Here is a 23,020-nt window from a genome sequence, read left to right on the forward strand (position 1 = left end):
TACTGCAAGAAAAAACCTTTGGCAATTGGAAAGTTAAAACGTGCAAAGGCTTTCTTCTATAGGCGTTGCTTTTGGTTATGCGGGTAGGGTATGATTTTAGATAAGAAACGATGTGAAACGAGGAATGGCTTACATGATTAAAAAGCACAGTATTTACAAGACGGATAATTGGAACATGATGACGGTGGAAGTTCACGGGCGTAACCTTGTGCTGCGCGAAATCTCCGACCAATGGGGCGAGGAAACGCACCACTTCATGAGTCGTCCGGAGATGATGCATTGGGCAGAGAACCGTTTTGCCAAAGACAAATTCGAGGGCACCGACGAAGAATGGCAAAGCATCATGGACGCCCTTAAGGGCGTGTAACCTTTCATGAATACGACCAATATCGCCGCCCTGCTGATCTTGACTCTTCTGCTCGGCGCTGTCGTCGTGTTTTACAAGGACTCGATTCCTCCCAAATTGAAACGGGGTCTTGCGATCTCCGCCGCCGTCATGCTGCTCCTTTCGTTCATCCTGACGGTCTATACGCTTTTCAGCATGGGCTCTTAAGACGTGCGTTCGCCCGCATCGTTCCTGCCGCCTTCGGCGGGTCAACGATGCGGGATTTTGAATATGCGTCATCATGCCAATCCTTCCTAGACGATCATCGCACAATCCCCGAGGAGGTCTTTATCTATGAGCACAACGCCTAAATCCCTGCCGAAACGAAGCGAAGTCCCTGCCGAGCACCAATGGAAGCTGGCCGATCTGTTCGCGGATCAAGCTGCCTGGGATGCTACATACGAAGAAACCAAAGCCCAGTTGAAAACATTCGAAGATTTCCGCGGCAAGTTGAATAACGAAGCCTCGATCGGCGAATGCTTCAAGTTCGAAGATGAGGTATCCCTGAAGCTGGAGCAGCTCTACGTCTATACGCATCTGTACCATGACCAAGACACGGCTAACCCGACCTACCAGGCTCTTACGCAAAAAGGACGCAAGCTGCTGGTCGACGCCGGCGAAGCGATGTCGTTCATCACGCCGGAAATCTTGTCGCTCGACGACGCGCAGCTCGACAAGCTGATCGAAGCCGAGTCGCTGAAAGATTACCGGTTCACTTTGCAGGAAATGAAGCGCGAAAAAGCCCATGTGCTGTCGCAAGCCGAAGAAGCGCTGCTCGCTCAAGTCGGCAACTTGTCGCAGGCGCCGCAGAACATTTTCGGCATGCTCAACAACGCGGACTTGAAGTTCCCGAACATTAAGGACGAGAACGGCAACGAAGTGGAATTGACGCACGGCAGCTATATTCAATTCCTGGAAAGCTCGAACGTCGACGTGCGCCGCCAGGCTTTCCAAGCGATCTACGGCACGTACGCCAAGCTCAAAAACACGATCGGCGCGTCGCTGACGGCCAACGTGAACAAAAACATTTTCTACTCCCGCGCGCGCAAGTATCCGTCCGTGCTGGAAATGAAGCTGTACGGCGACAACGTTCCGGTATCCGTGTATGACAACCTCGTCGACGCGATCCATGAAAGCCTGCCGATCCTGCACCGCTACATGCGGCTGCGCAAAAAGCTGATGGGCGTGGACGAGCTGCATATGTACGATCTGTTCGCTCCGCTGGTGGACGAGTTCAAGATGGACATCACGTACGATGAAGCGAAGCAAACCGTGATCGACGGCCTGCAGCCGCTCGGCGCCGATTATCTCCAAGTGCTCGAAGACAGCTTCAAAGACGGCTGGATCGACATTTACGAGAACGAAGGCAAACGTACGGGCGCATACAGTTCGGGCGCTTACGGCGTTCACCCTTACGTGCTGCTCAACCACAAAGACAACCTGAACAGCATGTTCACGCTGGCGCACGAAATGGGCCACGCGCTGCACTCCTACTATTCGGACACGACGCAGAAGTACCGCGACGCGCAGTATACGATCTTCCTGGCCGAAGTGGCCTCGACGACCAACGAAGCGCTGCTGATGGATTACCTGCTGAAAAAGTCGACCGATCCGAAAGAAAAAATGTACCTGCTGACGTATTACGCGGATCAGTTCCGCACGACGGTGTTCCGTCAGACGATGTTCGCGGAGTTCGAGAAGATCATCCACGCGCGCACCGAAGCCGGAGAATCGCTCACGCCGCAGGATCTGTCGAGCATCTACTATGACCTGAACGTGCAGTATCACGGGCCGGACATGGTCGTGGATCAGGATATCGAGATGGAGTGGGCACGTATCCCCCACTTCTACAACAGCTTCTACGTATACAAATACGCGACGGGCTTCTCGGCCGCGACCAGCTTCTCGAAGCAGATTCTGGAAGAAGGCACGCCTGCGGTCGAACGTTACCTCAGCTTCCTGAAGAGCGGCGGCAGCGACTACTCGATCAATATTTTGAAAAAGGCCGGCGTGGACATGTCCTCGCCTGAACCTGTTCGCGAAGCGATGAGCGTATTCGAAGCGCTGATCGAACAAATGGAACAGCTCTCCGAATAAGGGCGAAGCTTCCTGCGTCAAAACTCCCCGTAACGGCTAATGATGCTAATAAGCAACGTAGCGCGAAAGGGGTTGTCCATATTTTATGAAAGCTCAATGGTCTTTGATTTTGATGCTCGTCTTCGCGGTCATCATCGCCATCTTCGCGGTGATCAACGTCAATCCCGTCGAAGTCAACTTCTTGTTCGGTTACGCGGACGTGCCGCTTGTTCTGCTGATTCTCGGTAGCGCGCTGTTCGGCGGTCTGGCGGTCGGCATGTTCGGCCTTTACCGCTTGATCAAAACGCGGCGCGAAGTCAAACGCCTGCGCGCGGAAAACGATCAGCTGCGCACGCAGTCTTCCGCGCCTGCTTCGGCTCCCGTATCCGCGACGACACCGCCGCCGGCTTACGACGAGCCTACCGTCTCCGCCGATCCGACGCCGCTTGAGCCGATCTCGGATGATCTGGATTCCCGTTCCGAGTCGCGCGGGTTTCGTTCGGATAAGTTGAAGAAGTTGTAAGATTGCCGTTCGCAGGCTCTTCAAAAAGGCTAACGGACCGTAGATCCAACCGATCGCGAGGACCTGCCGATGGCTTTGTACGAAAACCGCCGCTTTTACAGCGCGCGGTTTTTTTCTCGGTCTCGAAGCTACGGAAAGGTTTTGTCGGCGCTCGCGATCGATTACAATAGAAAGTGGAGTGCAACATAGGGTTTAAGGATGAGCGGAATATTTACTCGGCTCGAAGCAAGTGACCGACGGTTACCGCCTAATTGTTGACCTTTTGCACACTTTTTCTGATTCGCATGATCTATGCAAAGTTTGATTTGACTCACTTGATTTTTATCTTACTGGAGGCTTGCCGATTATGACTGTAAACATTGACGAAAAATACGTGGTTTCCTTTTTAAAAAAACTGCTGGATACGCCGAGTCCCACGGGCTATACGCATCATATTATCGATATGATCCGCGAAGAAGCGGAATCGCTCGGTTTCCCGGTGACCTTTAACGAAAAAGGCGGCGCGATTATCAGTATGGAAGGCGAAAACGATTCATACACGGTAGGCCTGAGCGGTCACGTGGATACGCTGGGCGCGATGGTCCGTTCGATCACGCCGCACGGCACGCTGAAAATCACGTCGCTCGGCGGGTTCGCGATGTCCAGCATCGAGAACGAATACTGTATCATCCATACCCGCGGCGGTAAAACGTACACGGGCACCATCCTCACGCAGCACCCTTCCGTACACGTCTATGCGGATGCACGGGATTTCAAACGTTCGGAAGAACACATGGAAGTCCGGATCGACGAGCTGGTCTCTTCCCGCGAAGACGTGGAAGGCTTGGGCATTCGCACGGGCGACTACATCTCGTTCGACGCTCGCGCGGTGGTTACGGATAGCGGGTATATCAAATCTCGCCACTTGGACGACAAAGCCAGCGTGGCTGCATTGTTCGGCCTGCTGGAGTCGGCGAAGCGCGAAGGCTGGAAGCCGAAGCAAAACGTGAAGCTGCTGATCTCCAACTACGAGGAAGTCGGTCACGGCGCGGCTTATATTCCGTCTGACATCGCGGAGTTGATTGCGGTCGATATGGGCTGCATGGGCGAGGATTTGACGTGTAAAGAGACGGATGTCTCGATCTGCGCGAAAGATTCCTCCGGTCCGTACGATTACCATATGACCGGAAAACTGATCGAATTATGCGAAGCGCAAGGGATTGAGCATGCAGTAGACATCTATCCGTTCTACGGCTCCGACGCCTCGGCGGCGCTGCGCGGCGGAAGCAATATCCGGGCGGCGTTGATCGGACCGGGCGTGCACGCCTCGCACTCGATGGAGCGGACGCATACGCGGGCGGTCATCGGGACGGCTCGGCTGCTCTGTGCTTATGTTCAAGGATAAGAAGGGAAAAAGCGAAAAGGTCTCGGAAAAAGCTTCGACGGTTGTCGAAGCTTTTTCCGGTTCGGGAACTGTTAGCGGTGCGGGTGAGTCGAGCCGACGGAAGGCGCGCAAGCGGTGGGTTATCGGCGCAGCCGCTCTTTTGGCTTGTTCGGCTGCGCTCGCCGCGTGGCTGCTGCTTGTTCCGTCCAAGCCTGCGGAAGTGTTCGACGGACTGCCTCATCGTTATACGTATGCGGAAGCGGAAACCGACGGGCTGCCGAAGCTGCATATGATAGCCGTCGCGCCGGAGAATATCGAGCTGCGGGCGGACAAGCTTACGCTGCGGCAGATTCCGGCTTACGGGATCAACGGCGGGTTCTTTTACGAAGATACGCTGTTGTCGATTGCGGTCATGGACGATAAGCCTGTTAACGGAAAACGCGGCGATTACGGATCGGGTTGGTTCAACGCCAAATATGCACGGGGCACGCTGGTATGGGATGGAGCGGCGAAGAAGTTTTCGGTACAAGTCGTTTCGTCCGCCGACGAGCTTCGGGTGAGCGATCGCGGAAACTATTTTGCTCAAGGCGGCGTGAGTTTGAACCTTGCGGACGACGCAGGCTGGGAAAAGCAGAGCGCTCGCGAACATTTGCCTTTTGCCGAAGATCGGCGGATGCGCTCTGGGCTTGTGTATAATGACGCCGGGCAGCTGTGGTTGATCGTGGCGCCGGAGCCGATCACGGCTGCGGAGTTCCGTTCGGCGCTGCTCGCGGGCGTTCCCGGCGAAGGGCGCGAAGGCATTTTCTTGGACGGGGACGGTTCGTCGCAGATGAATGCAGACGAAGCGGTGCTGACCGGGGATGGCCGGATGGTGGTGCAGATGATCGGGGTGTCCTCAGCAAATCAGTAAGCTTATTTTATTAAAAAGAGCCTTCCCTTCTTTTAAGTCACGCGCGATGCGCTTGCTTTTAGACGGCGAAGGTTCTTTTTTCTCCGATTGGATCAACATAAGCAGCATTTAAACAGCTGACGAATTTCGGTCTGTTCTTCGCTATTTCATTGTTGGTCAAGTACTCGCTTCCCCTACAGAATGGCTTCTTCCTTTGTTCTTTACGAAAACAAACCGATCTTTGGCCTGCCAAACATGCTCAAAGTCGCAGCGGTATCCTCGTAACCACAACTTCCCCTCGATACTTCTCAAGTAAAAACCTTTCGGAAACTCATGATTGTCGGTCAATGGCTTAGAGGCGATCGTGATCGACCCTTCAGGCGCTTTGTTTTGACTTGGCATGCTTGCCGAGCTGCTGTCTATTTGCTCAGTGTACTGTATCCGTAAATGAGGAGCCAGTTCCAGTGGGCATAACGTCCAATTAAGTTGAGCCGCTTTTTCAAATACCTGTAGAAGCGTCGCTCCTTCGGGAAACCCGAGATCTCCGACAGACAATTCGACGATCACCACCGTACAGCGAACGTTCGAGGTTGTAAATCGTTCGTCGGCAAATAATGTTTCCGCGTATGCGTTCAACAAAATATGCTTTTCTCGTAACTTTTGAAGCAGTTCTGCTTTGGAGAAACCTCCGATGTCTACGGCTCTCTCGATCACCGATCCGTCGAGATTGTTTTCATTTTTCTGCTCCGTCACGAGTTTTTTCCTCCTCTTGTAAAAACTGCGTTACAGGATGCCGCTTCAACCATTCCACCATGTAATCGAATAATTCAAGCGAATAGCGATGGTTGGTTTGCATGCCAGGCAGCTCGCTCTCGATGATCCGTACATTTTCTTCGATCCGGTCCGAGCGAACAAATGTTACCAGTCCGGGCATGAATGCGTTCAGCGCTTCGAAATACCTTTTCTGCGGCTCGATAAACGTCAGGTTCATCTCGAAGCCTCTTCTCATTCGCGTGACGTCGCCGGCTTTGCGTTGTCTTAATTGCTCTTCTACAGTATGCAAAATGAAATACCGATCGGGAAAGCCCAGCTTGCGCTGCTCAATCAGCGGGCGGTAAAAGTCGGCGACGAAGTCCAGCGACTGCCCGTCGAACAACGTGAAGCCGAACGACCAGTTGTACCAAAACGGCTGAAACAGATCGATATCGATCACGGCGAGACCGTCGCCTTCTTTTTCGGTCGCGATCTTCCACCGATCCGCCTGCCGTTCGAAAAACCATTCCGGATATTCGCGCTGCGGCTTTTCCCACCACATGGCGACTTCGGGGATATGAAAACCTCCGGTTTGAGCGGCCAGTGCGGCGGAAGTCGTCGTTTTTCCTGCGGCGCTGGCGCCTTCGATGCTGATAATGGTCACTTGGCTTCCCTCCTTCCGTTATGATGAATCGAATGCGATGCATGAACTTTTTTCAGATGGGCGATGTTCGCGTAATGATGCCGACTATGATCCGCAATATGCCAGATCGCCCAACGGATCGACGCGGTATTTCCGTTTTCGAACGGAACGGTCTTTTCCAGATCGGAATCGACTAACCGTGCGCAAACTTGCTTCAACTGCCGCTGTACGTCGTCGTATTCGGCAAGCAGGATTTGCAGCGGCACATCTTTGACGGCTGGCAGTTTGCCTTCTTCGTCGTACATGGGGCCGAACTTTTGCAGCACTTCGCCCGGAACTTCCCTGCTTTGCAGCCGATACGCCCAATGCATGTCCACGACCGCCATATGACGCAGAAGCTGAGCGATACTGTTGAGATCGGCATCGGTGCCTTTGTAGTCGATCAAGTCTTCCGTTCCTTGCACCAGCCGAAGAAGCCTGCGGTAATTGTAATCAATGGTGGCATGCAGCAGGCCGATCACGGGAGTCATGCCGGGTGCAGGATTCAAGTCGTAGCGTTTCATCAGCGTCATCCTTTTGGGTCTTTTTTAATCTTGTATTCGCATACGAATCGTTTATCCGAATATTAATATTCCTTCTGAAATAGGACGGCTCGGTGCGACAAATCGATTGCTCGGAAATGCGGCTAAACCCGATTATTTTTCATCATGGCTATAAGTCCCGGGAAACATCTTTTTGCGAATGACGTAAAGGGTTACCCGCCTACTTCGCTTGTCATTCCCGGTTCGTACGTGACGTTCAGCATTGCCTTTTCTTGTTTGGCGACGAATTGTTCCATGAAGGTTTGGACTTTTTTTTCGGTTTTGAGTTTTTGTTGATCGAATGCGTTGAACACGAAATTGACCTTTTGCTCGGAGACCTGTATGCCTAGATGCGTCATTTGGATGCCTGCTTCTTCGATGTCCTGCTGCTTGGATTGGATTTTCTCGAACACTTTGTTCAGATCGGCTCGCGAATACGTCACTTCAATGAATTCGACTTGATCCAGAAGATTTTGTCGAAGTTCATGTTTAAGCTTGCGGGTACGATCATTGTCTTGTTTGATTCCGACTATGATCTTGCCCGATTGCGAATCCGTGTAAAAGGTTCCGTCTTGGGAAAAAGGCACATCGTAATACACCTGCTTGACGATACGGCTGTATGCCTGAATGTCTGCGGGATCGATACCGGTTTTCGGATGATCGGAAGAAGATCCGCAAGCGGTCGTCATGGTCAGGATCATCGCTAACAGGCATATCCGGATTCGGCTTAGGTTCATCGTTATCCTCCTTGGAATGAAGCGGTTGGATGATCAAAGATGGTTTGATTATCTAACGCAAAAGAAACGATGAAAGTTGCCCAACAAAAAAACGCCGATAACCGACTCGACGTTTGCATAAGATTTGAAAGCTGATGCTCATTCGCCGACTTCATCCAAATGGGACGCATAGTAGGCGAGCGGTCTGCTGAAATACTGAAGCTTTTCGTCCGAGGTTGTTTCCAACAGATTCGTCAGCAAAAGCTCGGTCGATTCTTGGTGTTTGCCCGTATTGTAAAGGGCCAGTGCCAAAAACGCTTGAAGCCCTCGATGATGCGGAAACTCTTTCACGCCTCGGCGCAGCGTCTTCTCCGCCTCCTCGTAAAAGCCCAAATAACGGTACGTGCTGCCCAAGCCGAGCAGCGCTCTTTCCAGATCCGCTCCGGCCAGCCCTTGATCGATCGCTTGCACGTAAAAAGGAATCGCGTCCCGTCCCATGCCGGAGTTGTCGTGAGCGACGGCGGTCTGGTAGTTGATCTCGGCGTCCTCCGGATAAGCGGCTGCCAAATCCAACAGCATGGCCCGCACTTCGGCAAGCATCGCCTGATCCTGCTTGGCCCGTCCTTCTTCGCGAAGTTGTATAGCTTTGTCTAAAAGTTCTCTATTCATGGGTGTGCCTTTCTTGTTCGGAATGTTTTAAGCAATGATTTTGGCACCTTTCGTTCGATTACACTTCCAGCATAGCGTTTGCAGGTTGCTTTCGGTCGTTTCTCCGCCTTTTGACAAAGGAATCATATGATCGATCTCCAGCAATAAATGCTTCGTGTCATAAGCCGAGATGCCGCAGCTCTGACAAGCATAATGATCGCGTATCTTGATTTTTTCCCGCAAAGCCGAAGTCATTAACGCTCTTTGGCCTGCAACACTTTTTTTGAATTTGACCAGCGTACTCAAGTAACCTACAAACCGGTTCAAATTATCGATGTCCAATGTAATGTCGCATTTAGCCGAACTGTTGCCGCCGGCGGAAACATATTGGAACGTATAGACCGGGAAATATAAGGTGCTAAAGTCGATCTGTTCAAAGCCTAGCTTTCTTTTTAGCTTTTCTTTATTGAATCTGTAGATCATGGCCGGAATCGAGTTTTTGATATTTTCGACGATGGAATCGTGTTCTTGTTTTAACAGCACTTTGCCTTGTTCGGCAGCGTCGAAATCGTTAAGCACGGCTTCGAAACTCGAAAGGGATGCTTCTGTGACCTTGATATCGAAATATTTGCAAAGGTATTTAAACGGCTGATCGTTCGCGTTTTTACATACCGTTGCCGAGCAATTATGTACGTATCGGTTTTTGATGTTTTTGTTCCACTCGGTTCGTTTGAAGTTGTAGTTGCTGTTGTCTTGCAGTGTGCTTTTGCCGTAATCGTAAGAGTTGATGTCGACATAGGCGTTCTTGAGTTCTTGGATGTGATGATTGAGGTCGTTGCAGTTCGCGGTGTAGGCTTCCACGCTTCGTTTTAGGGTGTTGAACTTTTCGCTTTTGAAGTAGACCATGACGTAGATTTGATAAGCGACGAAAGCGGCCAATATGACTAGTAGAAATTCCATCCTTTTCGTTCCTCTCGATTTGGCATTTATATTTTCTTTTGCAAGATTCGTTCTTCGGAAATTAAAGATTATTTTCCATTATCGGTCTCCTCAACGATCAGTACTCTTCACCTTCGTCCCCTACTACAATTGAATCCAGCTTACTCGCGATAGCCTACATTTTTTCAATTTGATCATCATTTGAATAACGAGCTGATACTTCTCCCTCTCTAAAAGTAAACGTGACTTTAATTTCTTCATCTTCAATCTTCTTTTTCCAGACCGCCATTCCTTCTCCCGACATCCCCATCGTCATTCCATTCGGAAGTTCGACTTCGATATGATCGGTCTCTTCTAGTTCCGCATCCTTCTCGATATAACTTTTCCACTCTTGTATCGTGATCGGGTTGTCTTCGTCTTTTCTTTGAATATGGATTGCATAAGCCATTATGATCCACTCTCTTTCAGTTGAATTTAATTCGAACTACTCACACACACTCTTTATCCAATATCTCTTAATGACGTTGCCATCCTCTTCAATGAAATCAGAATCCGGCTTCCCGCCGTTTTTGACAATTGTTTTTTCAGACCCTATGTTGCTCGCATCACAGACCACTAAAACATCTTTGACACCTAGTTTCTTTGCCTCAATAAGAGAAAGTTTTAACAGAATTGTCGCGAGACCTTTTTGACGTTCAGATGGACGGATGCCGTAACCGATATGACCACCCGCATTAAACAACTGTTCGGTAAGCCGATGTCTGATATTAACTGCACCCAATACTCTATCGTAATCATTCACCAGCCAAAATGTTGAATCTGACACCCATCCCTCTGGCAGTCCGATCCCCTTCTCACTATCCGATAGCGATTTCAACATTCCTTGGAAATCGCTTGGATCTTTACTAATGACCCAAGGAACCATGTCCTCACCTGATTCTTTCCATTCTTGATAAAAAGATAAGTACTCATTATTTTAGTTCTAATCGAGGTTTAACTAATTTTAAATTATTCATATTTGATGTCCTCTATGAAATGCCTTCAGATTCTAGTGACTTTCTTCATTTTCTTCTTTGTAAAAACATTCTCCATTCTTACATCCATAGGTAATTTTTGAGCCAAAGTCTTCGTAATAGATGATTTCATTAAAATCAGAAGGCGGTGCTTCTCTAATTTTTTCTAACAAAACTTTTGCGGACTCTATTGCATTGGGTTGATTTTCCTTCTGATCGTAACCGATTGCAGGCCCTGAAGGACCATCATAAACCATAAAATGCCATTTACTTGTATCATCGCTTACTTCAATTACATAGTGGTAGGCATCTTCAGCATTATCTGATTGATATAACGGTTCGCCAAACAAAGCAAGAAGCGATCCTCTAAACCTCGCACTTTCTTCACCTTCATAAATGCCGGGATCAAGAAACTTCGAGAATCCTAATGTTAAATCTTCAGAAATAGCTTTGTAGGTATACACTTCATTTAGCTCCCCTTTCAAAGGATTATCATTTATTGGCTTATCTTGTTCGAGGTTCTTACGTGTATGATCCGAACAGCCTAGTAAAACCACCAAAATCAATACAGTTATTAATTTGTACATGTTCATCCTTTCTGGAAGTGAGTAGGCTTTATAGTAGTTCCTCATTGATTTCAGTTAACGTTCCTGTATTCACGACTCGATGTATGTCGGGTGTCCAGAGAATGCCGGGCTAAGGAAAAATGTTTGCAGCGTGAATATTATGTTAGCTGATGCCCTGCTCTTCTTTGAGTCTTCTCGCATCAGGTCTTAACTATAAAGGTATAAGTCAAAATCAATTTCCGCCCCCAGATCATAAATAAACTTTATTGTGTCTTTATTTAGATACATGGCAGGCTTTATATTGTTCTCAATATTAATGACGACTTCAAATTTACATTCAAGATTGTTTTGTTTAATTAACTGTACGACTTTATCTTTTTGATCCTGAATTAAAGCTTTAACCTTATTGATTTGATCATTGATATCTAAAGACTCTTCATAGTCTGTGGATAGTTCCCAACATGTTTCCTTACGAACTAGATCTCTTCGTATCGGATCGCCTTTAAACCATGTTCTTGTAGGAGTAATTAAAAGTGTTTGGGTCAGAATTTTCGGGTCAAATTGTTCTCCAAATATACTGAATTCAACTTTTACATTCGTTCTTTCCATCCTGAGTTACTCCTCGAATTATATGTTTAGCAGGATTTCACTTAACGTTCCTGTATTCACGACCCGATGACTGTCGAGTGTCTGGCGTATGCCGGACCCAGGACGTATGTCCGCAGCATGAATATTATGTTAGACGACGGAATCTACTACATTGAACTTGCCCAAGCTGGTTTCAAATGATTGAAAATGTATACTAATATTGTAGTTGTCACGATGATTAAAAAAATTACGAAAAATAGTTGTTTAAATAACTTCTCATTTTTCGATTTTGGTAATGGCACAAAATTGATGTTTTTATCTAAAATAATAACTAAAAATAATGTAGTATTAATGAAACTTACCATCAATTCTAATACAACAATTATCTTCATTATAGGATCAACAGCAATCAGGTCACTACTGCCTAACCCCATATATATTACAAAATGAAAATAAAAACGTTCCCAAAATCCAGGATCAACTTCGTCTTTTTGCTCATCAATAAATTGCAACAACTTATCGCCAATAATTCCATCGAACATCATTCCGTAATATGTAAAAAGTGATACTAATAGTACTGTGAATACAGAAAAACAAATAAACATTTTTATAAGTCTATTTGAATTAATATGAGATTTATTTTTTTTCGGATGCAATTTATTCATTACCATAAAGAAATTATAATATAAAAAAATCAGACTGAATAAAAGCATCCCAAAGAACTCTATCAACAAAAAAGTATATCCAATATCTTCGATCCAATTAATATGAAATTGAATTGAATTTATAGATATTAGCGAAAACGAAAAGTAAATAAGACCTAAATCAATAATTACATTAAAAAATCTAAAGCGTACAGATGTACTTGGATATACAACAAGATATTTAAAAACAAAAAATGCAATGACAAAAATGAAAACCATAAAGGAACAAATTAATGAACCACGAACATATTCATTATCTAAATATTCTGATGGATTGAAGGTTGTAACCGTAATCATACAACTTAGTACAATAGAAAATATCAAACTAAACCACTTAAATTTTTCGTAGTAATACTCTTTCATTCCATTCTCCTTTTAGATTCTGTCGTCTAACGTCTTTTAGACGAAGTTTAGGTTTACCTAAACGCACTTCCATTACACTTCTCAAACCTTATTTATCTGAGATTGAAGGTGGTATATTTATTTGACGAATCTCAAAATCTTCCTCAAACATTTTATGAGCCTTTTTCTTATTTCGCTTATCTTTAGGTGATACAGTAATATATGACCTTTGGAAATCTACTGCTGTATCTTTATGTATTAATTCACTCCAAAATATCGCATTTAAGTTTCCATCCCATTCCTCAACTTTTTTCCAACCTAGTCTTTGGCTCATTTTAACTTCAAGTTGAACTTTAAATTTACTAATATTGAGTAATTTATTCCATCTGCCTGAAAAAAGAAGATGCGTTTCGATTACATCCTTATTTTTAAGGATTAGTGGATGCCAATCATTTTGAATGATTTTTTCTAAAGAATTTCCTTTGAGCTTGTAAGAAAAATTTTTATGATTCTCTGGTATCAATTCAAAATCTACAGGGAAAATTTCATAGATTGAAGCCATCAGCTTATTTTCATAAATCAATTTCATTCTCATAGATTCAATTTTACCAATCGAGTTACTAGAATTTGCAATTTTCAGAGGAAGAAATATGAATATTTGATACCAATCATCTTTTTCATTTCTCCATTTGTTGATTTTAAAAGTAATATCTCTACCAGAGAATACTGGTTTGAATTTATCGTAATGTGTTTTAATTAATGCAATTATTGACACAGTTGCAGCAACACTAGCAATGATGATAGTTAGTAATTCTTTAATATTCATTTGTATTCTCCTTTATTTTAAATTTCGTATAACGTTCCTGTATTCACGACTCGACGTATGTCGGGTGTCCGGCGACTGCCGGGCCAAGGACGAATGTCCGCAGCGTGAATATTATGTTATACGACGGAATCTCATCTTTGAATAGCGCACAAATATTCTTATTTTATTATTGATCTTCTATATGATTCGATAGGCTTTCAGATTAAAATTCCAACGAGGCATGTATTAGTGTGTTTACTATTTAATTAAAGAGGCTAAGATAAAACCTCACATTATTACTTAATGCCTCCTCTAAAAGTTTACTCTGATTTAGAATTTTCTTTAATCCTGTAATCCATTGATTTCTATTGATTTCGTATATGAGAATCCACTTATCGCCGTAGATAGTTTCATTATTCAGTTTAGATTTTAAATTATTTTTGCTAATTTTAATTTCATTCTCTCTATTCAAACCTTTCTTTTGAACATAGTCTAAAGCTATGATCGTAGATAACGGTTCTGCATGATCAATAATATTAACGAGATTCTCGACTTCAATCTCCATATCAAGAGAGCCCATTACACAAAGTAACCATATAGTTTCAAGTTCGTGTTTATAATTAAGGCAACTTGCCAATATGTTGTTTATATTTTTTTGTATTGATCTATCAAAAGTGAAACTATTATTCAAGATTATGTCATATACATATTCAGCCATATTGGGGAACGATAAGATTATATTAACAAGGTGTGAAAAGACGAGTTTCTTCTCCTTATTCGGAATAGTGTGACTACTCAAAATTTTCAAACCATATTTTAGAACACCTTTATTACCTTGATGTAGTTCTATCATTTTTTCTATATACTTCAAGTAACCATCCTTAGAAAAATCATGTTCTTTTAAAATCTTAGTAAAATCTTGGTTCAACTGATATGGATATTTGCTTATTTGTGTCTTTTCTGTATTAACATGTAGCTTGTAATCATAGAGTATATTTTGAAACAGAGGGATAAACTCATTGATCTCACTTTCAGTTCTAAAATAGAAGTTATAATCGTCCACATAACGCTTGAAGTGGTGACCTTTCCTACTTAAAATTTCGTCAATAGAAGTTAAAATAATTTCCGAAACAATTCGAGAACTTAAAGGGCCTGTTGGAATACCTTTAGTTTCGTTATTGTTTATAGATCTAACTAACTTATCAAACTCATCATAAATTGCGTATGTTGGATTTCTTTTTGATGGACTTTTTTTAAGTTCATCTTTTGAATTTTCTTTACCATATAAAGCCCATGTTAAACTATGCGTATAGATGTTCTCGTAACATTTACTTAAATCAATTTTCAAAAGATACTTGTAACCAGCAGAATAAATGGTGCGGTCATGATAATTTTTCATAAATCTAGAAAATACCTTGTACCCTATAATTTGATTAGGTGCAATGATATTAGAGTACGAATGTTGGTTTTGGCGAAGCTTAGATTCTATAACTCTTCTATGTTTTTCAATAGCTTCGCATAACATAAGATACAAATCTATATGAGGGATAGCTAAAATCCTTCTTTCAAGATCGCTCTTGTAACTTGAAATAAACAAACAAGGAGCAGACTCAATCCTCTTAGATTTCAAACTTATTGAGTTTAAATTTATCATTGATGAATTGTCCTTAAGAAAATCTGCTATTTCAATGCTTGTAAATACTTGAGATGGTAGATTATCCGAAAAAAACCCACACTTAATCAAATTATATATTGTTAATCTCATCATCAATCTCCATTCAATTTTAATAAATCTCATTTTGTTTGATTCTGTCGTATAACGTTCCTGTATTCACGACTCGACGCATGTCGAGTGTCCGGCGACTGCCGGATCAAGGGCGTATGCCCGCAGCGTGAATATTATGTTATGTGAAGTTCTCTATTCTTTAAATTCTTCTTTATACTAATACATGAACTTATTTCTATTATGTTTGAAAATAATAAACTACATAGCGCATTAATAATTACAAATTAAATAACCTTTCATTTATACAGAATTCATTGAGTTTAGATCTATTATTTGGATAAACTTATCTATAATTTTATAGTCAACCTCCCCTTTTGAATCATAATAATTTTCCAATAATAAAGGCGTATTAAAACTAGAAATCATTTTTTCTGAACAAACAAGTGCTGTTACAAATTTATACATAAAATCTGTGTATTCAACATAAATTCTTATTGAAGGAAGGTTCTCATTTCTGAAATGTCTCAATATAGGAGAAATCAAATACTTTTTAGTATAGAAAAATTCTAATTCTTTCTTTATATATTTTAAAATTGTTGCTTCCTCTGCCTGATCTTGTTTAATGAAGTATGCTTCTTGGCATACTTGTGAATAATGCTCCCTGATCACTTCATCTCTACTGATGATGCTATTAGCAGAATTATGAAAATATATTCTATCTTTAGACTTACTCTCACGTAACTTCAATTCTTCATAACTTAAAATCCGGCCCTTGTGCATTATCATTTCTTTGTATTCTTTTAATAATGTAGAAAATTCTGTTATATCAATTCTACTTTTTGGTTCATAAGAAGTAGAAATTTCAAGAATATCGTGTAAAGAACTGATCGGCCACTCCTTCCAATATTTAGCTATAGAAATTTCCTTATCAGAACGACTGTAGGTACCTTCAAAACACAAATCTGAATTCTTAGTAAGTAACATCCACAATGTCTTAGCTAACGACCATACATCTGCTGGTCTAGCATCTTCAACTTGCCCAGCACGTCTCATTTCTGGAGCAATCGTAGCATGGTTACCTAATCTCTCATTTATTTTTGTCAAGGCATCATTTTCGAAATCTGGGTATGCGACTAAACCAAAATCACCAAAAGCCCATTCACTTTTATAATAATAAATGTTACTAGGTTTAATATCTCTATGAACGATTTTATTTCTGTGTAATTCTTCTAATGTTTCAGATAAAGATATAACACAATCAATAATCTCTTTCAGATCATCACAGTCAGACAACCTTTCAGATACAGGTTCAGCTAATTCCATTACATACCAAACTTCTACTCCTTTAAGATCTTTCGTATATTCAAAATCCCCATTTATTTTTTCAGGAATAAATTTAAATACAATAGGTACTATTCCTTTTATTTTATATTGATACTTCTCTACAATCTTAATTTCATTCAAAAATCGCTTTATTTTTCTTACATCTTCAGCCGAATTCATTTTCATACTCTTTAATGCATATTTTTCACCCTTTTCGTTTTTGACTAAAAGAACTTTTGCATTCCCGCCAGCGGCAAAATTTTTATCAATTACTTTGTATGGAGAGTATTTTTCAGTTTTATTCATAACATCTACTCCTTTTTCACAAAATGTACTTTCAATAAAGCAACGATTCTTCAATTAGACATGTCTTCAAACCTAAATGGAAATAGATATTATCGAATTTTTATTCTTTCCATTTTTTATCTATAAAGGTTTACATAAGGGGGTAGTGACATGGAATTGGAAAATAAAATGCGTTTTAAGTATGATTCCCTAGAGAATATAATAATAAAAAACTAAACATTAGTAGGTTTGAAGACACACATCAGGATAATTTCACATAACGTTCCTGTATTCACGACCCGATGTATATCGGGTATCCGGCGAATGCCGGATCAAGGACGAATGTCCGTAGCGTGAATATAATGTTAACTGAAGTTTTTTCTTCTTTATGAAAAAATTCAAAGCATATGAATTAGCTACCGGAGTTATATTTAAGTCGACCAACAGTTTTGAAGAACTTTTTTGTTAAATATGTATCCTTTTCTATAGTATTCAACGAGTATACTTTTTCTTTTATAATTTACTTCGTAATAAATTCCTAATGTATAATCACAGACATGTTCAAACGAAACAGTATTATCAAGCGACCTTCCCCCGCCGTATCTATCTTGAGTTAAAGCCATTATTCTTATTCGGTCACTATCCTTCTCACTCTTTGATCTACTAGACTTTTTCATTTCAATGGCAATCAAATTATCTTTTTTTAAGTTTTGACCACGGCTATGTAAAATCAAATCGCAATTTATTTTGACTTTGGTCCCACCAGGTCCAGGTATACTTTTGATTTTAGTTTCCACTGTACTGTTCTTATTACGATTATATTCAACATCTACATTGTACTTTGAGAACTCGGTGTCTTGAATAGAATCTCTTAGATGCATCATGAGTGCACCACATAAAGTTCTTTCCGAGACCTGCGATAAAAGCAAGTCAGAATTATTTCTTAAAAATGTAGTATTAGCTTTTTCGAAAATTTTGATTAATTTATTTTCTTCATCCATTATGTTCACCTCTATATTTTACTGTTCAGTAATAATTTCAGTTAACGTTCCCGTATTCACGACTCGACGTATGTCGGGTGTCTGGCGAACGCCAGACCAAGGACGAATGTCCGCAGCGTGAATATTATGTTAAGTGAAGTTACTGCTTTAATTTCTTCAATTCGATTCTTTGTTTTAAATTTTTTGAAAACTCTCTTGTAGAATTTTGAACATTTCCTGTGTAATTGATCTCTGCTGCTATTTCAAAAATTTCTTCTTCAAAAATCCCTTCCAATTCCTGTGTACTACATGTTATTTCTTCTCCTAATAATTCTTTTATGACTGCTTTTTGTTCACTTTCAAAAACTAAATCCAAATCTTTCTACACTTTTCTTCTGCTCTATCCAATAATATTCGCAAGGCATCTTCAGCTTTACTTACTGATTTTATTGCGTTATTTAATTTACTATCTCTTGCTCTGCCTTCTTGAGATATTTCTATCCAACTAGCAGGGTAAAAATACTCAATACTTTCATCTAAACTTGAATTCAAATCGGATAATCTACCCCAGTATTCGCAAAAGTCTACATACTCCGCAGTAATCATTTCAATGGCTTCTATCCAATCTTCTTTTTTATTGAAATCGAAAGGGGTACTTCGATGCTTCATTCCGAGAATTTGGTTGAGCTTTTTAATTTTTGTTTGTTAATCTTTTGAAATGAACATATGTAATTGCCTCCGTGAATAAGACTTTAGTAATTTCACTTAACGTCTTATTCACGAACTTCGCTTACACCATTTCATTTATATTATTCACGAATTTCGTATATCTAGCACTCTTCCGATTATTCACGGCCCTCTTTTTCTTCTATACATTCTCCCAATGCCTAATCGCTTACTTTTTCCATTTTAGCATCGTTAGGGAAATTTGGATATAAATTTTCGCAGCAAAAAGAGGTCTTAAGATGGATAACCATTCCAAGACCTCGATCCTTTATGCCTAAATGTATTCTCTATCCGACTTACTCTCGACGAAAATCAGCCTTTCCCCGCCTCAATCTGCTCCGCCAGCTCATTCAAATAGGTCCAACGCTCCATCAGCTCTTCCAGCTTCGCTTCCGCTGCTGCCTGCTGCTGCATCAGCTCCTGAAGCTTCGCGGAATCGCTGGCTGAGCGTTCCATCTCGGCGGCGATGTCCTCGATCTTCTTCTCGGCCGCTTCGATCGTCTCGTCGATCGAGTCGTACTCGCGCTGTTCGTTATACGTGAACTTCGCTTTTTTCGCGGCAGGAGCGGGAGCAGCGTTATCGGCAGTAGCCGTGTTCGCTGCACCGCTGCTTTTCCCGGCACCCGAAGACCCGTTCGCCGAACCTACCCCGCCAGCCCCTTTCCCGCCTTCTGAAAACCCATCTTTCAACGAGCCTCCGCCCGTACGCTCCATATACTCGCTGTAATTCCCCGCATGAATCGCCACTTTCCCGCCGCCTTCAAAAGCAAAAAGCTTATCGCACACCCGATCCAGGAAGTAGCGATCGTGGGATACGGTAATCATGACGCCCGGGAAATCGTCCAGATAATCTTCCAGCACCGTCAACGTCTGAATATCCAGATCATTGGTAGGCTCGTCGAGCAGCAGGACGTTCGGCGCGGCGATCAGAATGCGCAGCAGGTACAGGCGACGACGCTCGCCGCCGGACAGCTTGCCGATCGGCGTCCACTGGGCGGTCGGCGTAAACAGGAAGCGTTCCAGCATCTGCGACGCGGTCACGGTGCCTTCGTCCGTTTTCACCGTCTCGGCCGCTTCTTTGATATAATCGATCGCCCGCATGCTCGGGTCCATCTCGGCGGCTTCTTGGCGGAAGTAGCCGACGCGGACGGTGGAGCCTTTATCCACGGTGCCGCTATCCGGTTCCAAGTCGCCCGCGATCAGGTTGAGCAGGGTGGATTTGCCGCGTCCGTTCGGGCCGACAATGCCGATCCGGTCGCCCGGGACGGTCATGTAGGTCAAGTCGTCGATCAGCAGGCGTCCGGCCATCGACTTGCCGACGTGGTCGAGTTCGAGCACTTTGCGGCCCAAACGCGCGGATAACGTCGCCATTTCCATATCGCCGGCTTTTTGCTGCGGCTTGTCGTCTTGAAGCTGTTCGAAACGGTCGATCCGCGCTTTCTGCTTGGTCGAACGGGCTTTCGCGCCGCGACGGATCCAGGCCAGCTCTTTGCGCAGCAGGTTTTGCCGTTTGTCTTCGGTCGCGGCTTCGCGCTCTTCGCGTTCCGCTTTTAGTTCAAGGAAACGGGAATAGTTCGCGGTATAGCGATGCATTTTTCCGTAATCCAGTTCCAGCATGACGTCCGCGACCCGATCCAGGAAGTAGCGATCGTGCGTCACCATAAGCAGCGCGCCGCGGCGTTTTTTCAAATACGTCTCCAGCCATTCCACCGATTCCGAATCGATATGGTTGGTCGGCTCGTCCAGGATCAGCAGCTCGGACGGCTGCACCAACGCCGCCGCCAACGCGACGCGTTTGCGCTGACCGCCGGATAACGTCCCCATTTTCACGTCAAACGTATCCAGGCCCAGCTTGGACAATACGCTTTTGGCTTCGCTTTCGATGCTCCATGCGTTCAGCCGATCCAGCTCTTGTCCGGCTTTGAGCAGACTCTGCTGAAGCTCATGCGAATCCGGCTCCTGTTCCAGCTTCAACGCCGTTTCGCTGTAAGCGCGCGCTGCCGCCAGCTCGTCGCCTTCGCCGTGCAGAAGCTGCTGGAGCACCGTCAATTCCGGATCGAAATCCGGATTCTGCGCCAAGTAACGAATCCGCATGCCGCTGCCTTTGACCACCTGACCCGAATCCGGCTGCTCGATGCCCGCGATCACTTTCAGGAACGTCGATTTGCCCGTGCCGTTCACGCCGACGACGCCGATCTTGTCCTGATCTTCCATGCCGAACGAAGCTTCGTCGAACAGCACCTTTTCCCCATAGCTTTTGGATATACGTTCAACGGTCATGATATTCATCGCCGTTCAGTCCCCTTTCATGCTCACGCTCTTTTTCTATAAAAAAACGGACCCCGCTGCCTGCGGAAGCCCGTTCGTCCTCCAAAATCTCAGTTCAATTCCCGCTCGCTTCCGCGCAGGAACAATCGCACGGTCTGATCCACCCGCAGCTCCAATTCTTCGCGCGTGAACTCGCCTTCGAACAGAATGTCCATTTTCAAGCGATCCAGCATCCCGATAAACGCTTTGGCGTAAAAGTCCGGATCGGGCATGCCCGCTTCTTCCAGCACGTCTTTTACGATCGCCATATAGCGGGTCAGGAATCCGTGCATCATTTTCATCAGCTCGGAGTCGTTGTTGGGCGCATGGAAAAAGATTTTGCCGTGCGATTTCCGCTCGTAATAATACTCCAAATGATGCTCGGCGACCTGACGCAGCTTGGGCAGCAGCCCGTCCGCCTGCTTCACCCGGTAACTCAGATTGCGTAAAAAAGTCTCCCAATCCCGCCGGGTCACCGCGATAAACAGTTCTTCTTTGCTTTTAAAATATAAATACATCGTCCCTTTAGCGATTCCGGCATGCTCGGTAATATCCGAAATTTTGGTTTCATAGAACCCTTTTTGACCGAAAATCTCAAAGGCCGAGTCCAGAATCGCTTCATGCTTTTCCCGCTGCGCTCCGCTCATCCGAACCACCTCCCTGCCAAAACCATAATCGTCAATGCCAGCCCGCCGCCCGCGACCGAGGACAGCAGGTTTACCGCATCGTTATTCATGAAAGACCATCCGCGATAACGCGTGGTCGCCGCTCCGCAATGCGTGCGGCTTTCGACGCTTTTCCCGCATACCGGGCAGCGGTACATCACTTGCACCGTCGCGCCCAGGTACGAATCGACGAAAGCGCCGACGGTTCCGCCCAGCGCTCCCGCGGGAATCCATGCCCACCACGGCCAATCCGGCCCGCTTTTCGTCCAGAGCAGCAATACGAGCGCCGCAGTTCCGATCATGCCCGCGCCGACGACCGCAGCCGCGCTGCCGCGAAGCGACACGCCTCCGGACGTCCCCGCAGGCAGCGGCTTCCACGTCACGATCGAGCGCGGCGGGCTTTTGCTCAGGCTGCCCCATTCGGTTGCCCAAGTGTCCGCGGTCACGGTCGCCATCACGCCGACGAACGCGCCGAACCAGAGCGGAGAAGGCCAGATATAGTTACCGAGACACAGCACCATGCCGATCCCGCCGTTGGCGAGCACCTGCACCGCGTCGCGCCGACCGCTTTTTTCGTACATTTGCTCGGCTTGACGCTTCTCGGCCTGCTTGACCTTGGACAATACGCTCGATGTGATAAAGAAGAGCAGCAGTAGGCCAAACCAGAACAAATCGCCCGCCCCGTAATAAATCGTGCCCATAATAATCGCCGCGATCGCGCCGGATGCCGACAACGATCGTTTGGCGTAAGCGGCGCCCGCTACGAGGCAGGCGCCGACCGCTCCGATGATCCAATCCACTTGATGATACGCCTCCCGCGCGGAATCCGCATTCGCCGTCTATTAGCCGACGGTGCAGCCGCCCCATTTTTCTTCGTTCCAATACAGCTCCAGCACGTCGCCCGCAACCGTCGGACCGACGCCTTCCGGCGTGCCGGTATAGATCAGGTCGCCTTCGCCGAGGCCGTAGTGCTCCCCGATGTAATCGATCAACGTTTGCAGGTCGAAGATCATGTTGGTGATGCTGCCGCGCTGCACGACTTCGCCGTTTTTGCGCAGCGAGAACCAAGCTTCGTTCAACGCGTCCAAACCCGGGAATTCGATCTCTTGCGTCAACGGAGCGGAGTTGCGGAAGCCTTTGGCCGCGGTCCACGGATGCCCTTTGGCCTTGATCTTCGATTGGACGTCGCGCAGCGTGAAGTCGATGCCTAGCGCGACGGAAGCGACGATGTCTTCAACTTTGATGCCCGGCTCGTACGCACGGCCGATCCGCAGCACAAGCTCCGTCTCGAAATGAACCTCGCCCGCATTTTGCGGCAAAGCGATCGTTCCGTCGTCCAGCGCGCAGATGGCATGGGACGGCTTGAGGAAGATCATCGGTTCGGAAGGAACGTCGTTACCCAGTTCTTCGGCATGCTTTTTATAATTGCGTCCTACGCAGTACACATTATTGACAGCGATCATTGAAAATCCCC

26 protein-coding genes and 1 pseudogene are annotated in these 23,020 nt (G+C 45.1%); 6 read left to right on the top strand and 21 right to left on the bottom strand.

Going from position 1 to position 23,020, the window contains the following annotated elements; translation table 11 throughout:
- Nucleotides 1-133 precede the first annotated feature (133 nt).
- The 6 genes from HRQ63_RS07585 (at nucleotide 134) to HRQ63_RS07610 (ending at nucleotide 5,257) form a co-directional block, all read left to right on the top strand.
- Complete coding sequence (locus tag HRQ63_RS07585; protein ID WP_037282804.1) at nucleotides 134-367, top strand: hypothetical protein; 234 nt, start codon at nucleotides 134-136, stop codon at nucleotides 365-367.
- Nucleotides 368-373: 6 nt separating this feature from the next.
- Nucleotides 374-553, top strand: a complete 180-nt coding sequence (locus HRQ63_RS07590; protein ID WP_037282807.1) for a hypothetical protein — start codon at nucleotides 374-376, stop codon at nucleotides 551-553.
- 126 nt (nucleotides 554-679) lie between these two features.
- Complete coding sequence (gene pepF, locus HRQ63_RS07595; protein ID WP_172241468.1) at nucleotides 680-2,482, top strand: oligoendopeptidase F; 1,803 nt, start codon at nucleotides 680-682, stop codon at nucleotides 2,480-2,482.
- Nucleotides 2,483-2,567: 85 nt separating this feature from the next.
- A complete protein-coding gene (locus tag HRQ63_RS07600) occupies nucleotides 2,568-2,984 on the top strand; it encodes a LapA family protein (RefSeq protein ID WP_172241471.1) in 417 nt (138 codons plus the stop codon).
- A gap of 346 nt (nucleotides 2,985-3,330) precedes the next feature.
- A complete protein-coding gene (locus HRQ63_RS07605) occupies nucleotides 3,331-4,368 on the top strand; it encodes a M42 family metallopeptidase (RefSeq protein WP_172241474.1) in 1,038 nt (345 codons plus the stop codon).
- Entirely contained in the window at nucleotides 4,355-5,257 is a 903-nt protein-coding gene (locus HRQ63_RS07610; RefSeq protein ID WP_216673876.1) for a phosphodiester glycosidase family protein, read from the top strand. Before HRQ63_RS07605 ends, HRQ63_RS07610 begins: the two co-directional genes overlap by 14 nt.
- A 156-nt stretch (nucleotides 5,258-5,413) precedes the next feature.
- Here the strand turns inward: HRQ63_RS07610 and HRQ63_RS07615 are convergent, their stop codons facing one another.
- The 21 genes and pseudogenes from HRQ63_RS07615 to HRQ63_RS07715 form a co-directional block, all read right to left on the bottom strand.
- Nucleotides 5,414-5,989: a helicase gene (locus tag HRQ63_RS07615; RefSeq protein WP_229714270.1), complete on the bottom strand. Its 576-nt coding sequence runs from the start codon at nucleotides 5,987-5,989 to the stop codon at nucleotides 5,414-5,416.
- Complete coding sequence (locus tag HRQ63_RS07620; protein WP_172241477.1) at nucleotides 5,970-6,653, bottom strand: ATP-binding protein; 684 nt, start codon at nucleotides 6,651-6,653, stop codon at nucleotides 5,970-5,972. The genes HRQ63_RS07615 and HRQ63_RS07620 overlap by 20 nt, the downstream gene beginning before the upstream one ends.
- Nucleotides 6,650-7,195, bottom strand: a complete 546-nt coding sequence (locus HRQ63_RS07625; protein ID WP_229714271.1) for a DinB family protein — start codon at nucleotides 7,193-7,195, stop codon at nucleotides 6,650-6,652. The genes HRQ63_RS07620 and HRQ63_RS07625 overlap by 4 nt, the downstream gene beginning before the upstream one ends.
- Before the next feature lie 191 nt (nucleotides 7,196-7,386).
- Complete coding sequence (locus HRQ63_RS07630) at nucleotides 7,387-7,950, bottom strand: hypothetical protein (RefSeq protein ID WP_172241480.1); 564 nt, start codon at nucleotides 7,948-7,950, stop codon at nucleotides 7,387-7,389.
- Nucleotides 7,951-8,088: 138 nt separating this feature from the next.
- Nucleotides 8,089-8,598 (bottom strand): tetratricopeptide repeat protein, encoded by a 510-nt coding sequence (locus HRQ63_RS07635; protein WP_172241483.1) that lies wholly within the window; start codon nucleotides 8,596-8,598, stop codon nucleotides 8,089-8,091.
- Nucleotides 8,599-8,625: 27 nt separating this feature from the next.
- Nucleotides 8,626-9,537 carry an HNH endonuclease gene (locus tag HRQ63_RS07640; RefSeq protein ID WP_172241486.1) on the bottom strand — a complete coding sequence of 304 codons (912 nt, stop codon included), beginning with the start codon at nucleotides 9,535-9,537 and terminating at the stop codon, nucleotides 8,626-8,628.
- 154 nt (nucleotides 9,538-9,691) lie between these two features.
- A complete protein-coding gene (locus tag HRQ63_RS07645; protein WP_172241489.1) occupies nucleotides 9,692-9,964 on the bottom strand; it encodes a hypothetical protein in 273 nt (90 codons plus the stop codon).
- 36 nt (nucleotides 9,965-10,000) lie between these two features.
- Nucleotides 10,001-10,532: pseudogene (locus HRQ63_RS07650) on the bottom strand (GNAT family N-acetyltransferase).
- Between the two features lie 32 nt (nucleotides 10,533-10,564).
- Entirely contained in the window at nucleotides 10,565-11,116 is a 552-nt protein-coding gene (locus HRQ63_RS07655) for a hypothetical protein (RefSeq protein WP_172241492.1), read from the bottom strand.
- A gap of 186 nt (nucleotides 11,117-11,302) precedes the next feature.
- Nucleotides 11,303-11,704 carry a DUF4279 domain-containing protein gene (locus HRQ63_RS07660; protein ID WP_172241495.1) on the bottom strand — a complete coding sequence of 134 codons (402 nt, stop codon included), beginning with the start codon at nucleotides 11,702-11,704 and terminating at the stop codon, nucleotides 11,303-11,305.
- A gap of 146 nt (nucleotides 11,705-11,850) precedes the next feature.
- Entirely contained in the window at nucleotides 11,851-12,750 is a 900-nt protein-coding gene (locus tag HRQ63_RS07665; RefSeq protein WP_172241498.1) for a hypothetical protein, read from the bottom strand.
- 88 nt (nucleotides 12,751-12,838) lie between these two features.
- A complete protein-coding gene (locus tag HRQ63_RS07670; protein ID WP_172241501.1) occupies nucleotides 12,839-13,555 on the bottom strand; it encodes a hypothetical protein in 717 nt (238 codons plus the stop codon).
- Nucleotides 13,556-13,796: 241 nt separating this feature from the next.
- The gene (locus HRQ63_RS07675) at nucleotides 13,797-15,332 is read right to left on the bottom strand and encodes an RNA-directed DNA polymerase (protein WP_229714272.1); all 1,536 of its coding nucleotides are present in this window, start codon (nucleotides 15,330-15,332) and stop codon (nucleotides 13,797-13,799) included.
- A 228-nt stretch (nucleotides 15,333-15,560) separates the two neighbouring features.
- Entirely contained in the window at nucleotides 15,561-16,889 is a 1,329-nt protein-coding gene (locus HRQ63_RS07680; protein ID WP_172241504.1) for a protein kinase domain-containing protein, read from the bottom strand.
- 410 nt (nucleotides 16,890-17,299) lie between these two features.
- Nucleotides 17,300-17,869, bottom strand: a complete 570-nt coding sequence (locus HRQ63_RS07685; protein ID WP_172241507.1) for a hypothetical protein — start codon at nucleotides 17,867-17,869, stop codon at nucleotides 17,300-17,302.
- A 139-nt stretch (nucleotides 17,870-18,008) separates the two neighbouring features.
- Nucleotides 18,009-18,224: a hypothetical protein gene (locus tag HRQ63_RS07690; protein WP_172241510.1), complete on the bottom strand. Its 216-nt coding sequence runs from the start codon at nucleotides 18,222-18,224 to the stop codon at nucleotides 18,009-18,011.
- On the bottom strand, nucleotides 18,215-18,454 hold the full coding sequence (locus HRQ63_RS07695) for a hypothetical protein (RefSeq protein WP_172241513.1): 240 nt from the start codon (nucleotides 18,452-18,454) through the stop codon (nucleotides 18,215-18,217). The genes HRQ63_RS07690 and HRQ63_RS07695 overlap by 10 nt, the downstream gene beginning before the upstream one ends.
- Before the next feature lie 432 nt (nucleotides 18,455-18,886).
- Complete coding sequence (locus tag HRQ63_RS07700; RefSeq protein ID WP_172241516.1) at nucleotides 18,887-20,863, bottom strand: ABC-F family ATP-binding cassette domain-containing protein; 1,977 nt, start codon at nucleotides 20,861-20,863, stop codon at nucleotides 18,887-18,889.
- A gap of 89 nt (nucleotides 20,864-20,952) precedes the next feature.
- Entirely contained in the window at nucleotides 20,953-21,528 is a 576-nt protein-coding gene (locus HRQ63_RS07705) for a TetR/AcrR family transcriptional regulator (RefSeq protein WP_172241519.1), read from the bottom strand.
- Nucleotides 21,525-22,346, bottom strand: a complete 822-nt coding sequence (locus HRQ63_RS07710) for a DUF92 domain-containing protein (protein WP_172241521.1) — start codon at nucleotides 22,344-22,346, stop codon at nucleotides 21,525-21,527. The genes HRQ63_RS07705 and HRQ63_RS07710 overlap by 4 nt, the downstream gene beginning before the upstream one ends.
- Before the next feature lie 42 nt (nucleotides 22,347-22,388).
- Entirely contained in the window at nucleotides 22,389-23,009 is a 621-nt protein-coding gene (locus HRQ63_RS07715) for a fumarylacetoacetate hydrolase family protein (RefSeq protein WP_172241524.1), read from the bottom strand.
- Between the last annotated feature and the right edge of the window lie 11 nt (nucleotides 23,010-23,020).

This window comes from Saccharibacillus endophyticus, assembly GCF_013185185.1.
In the GTDB taxonomy this organism is placed as follows: domain Bacteria; phylum Bacillota; class Bacilli; order Paenibacillales; family Paenibacillaceae; genus Saccharibacillus; species Saccharibacillus endophyticus.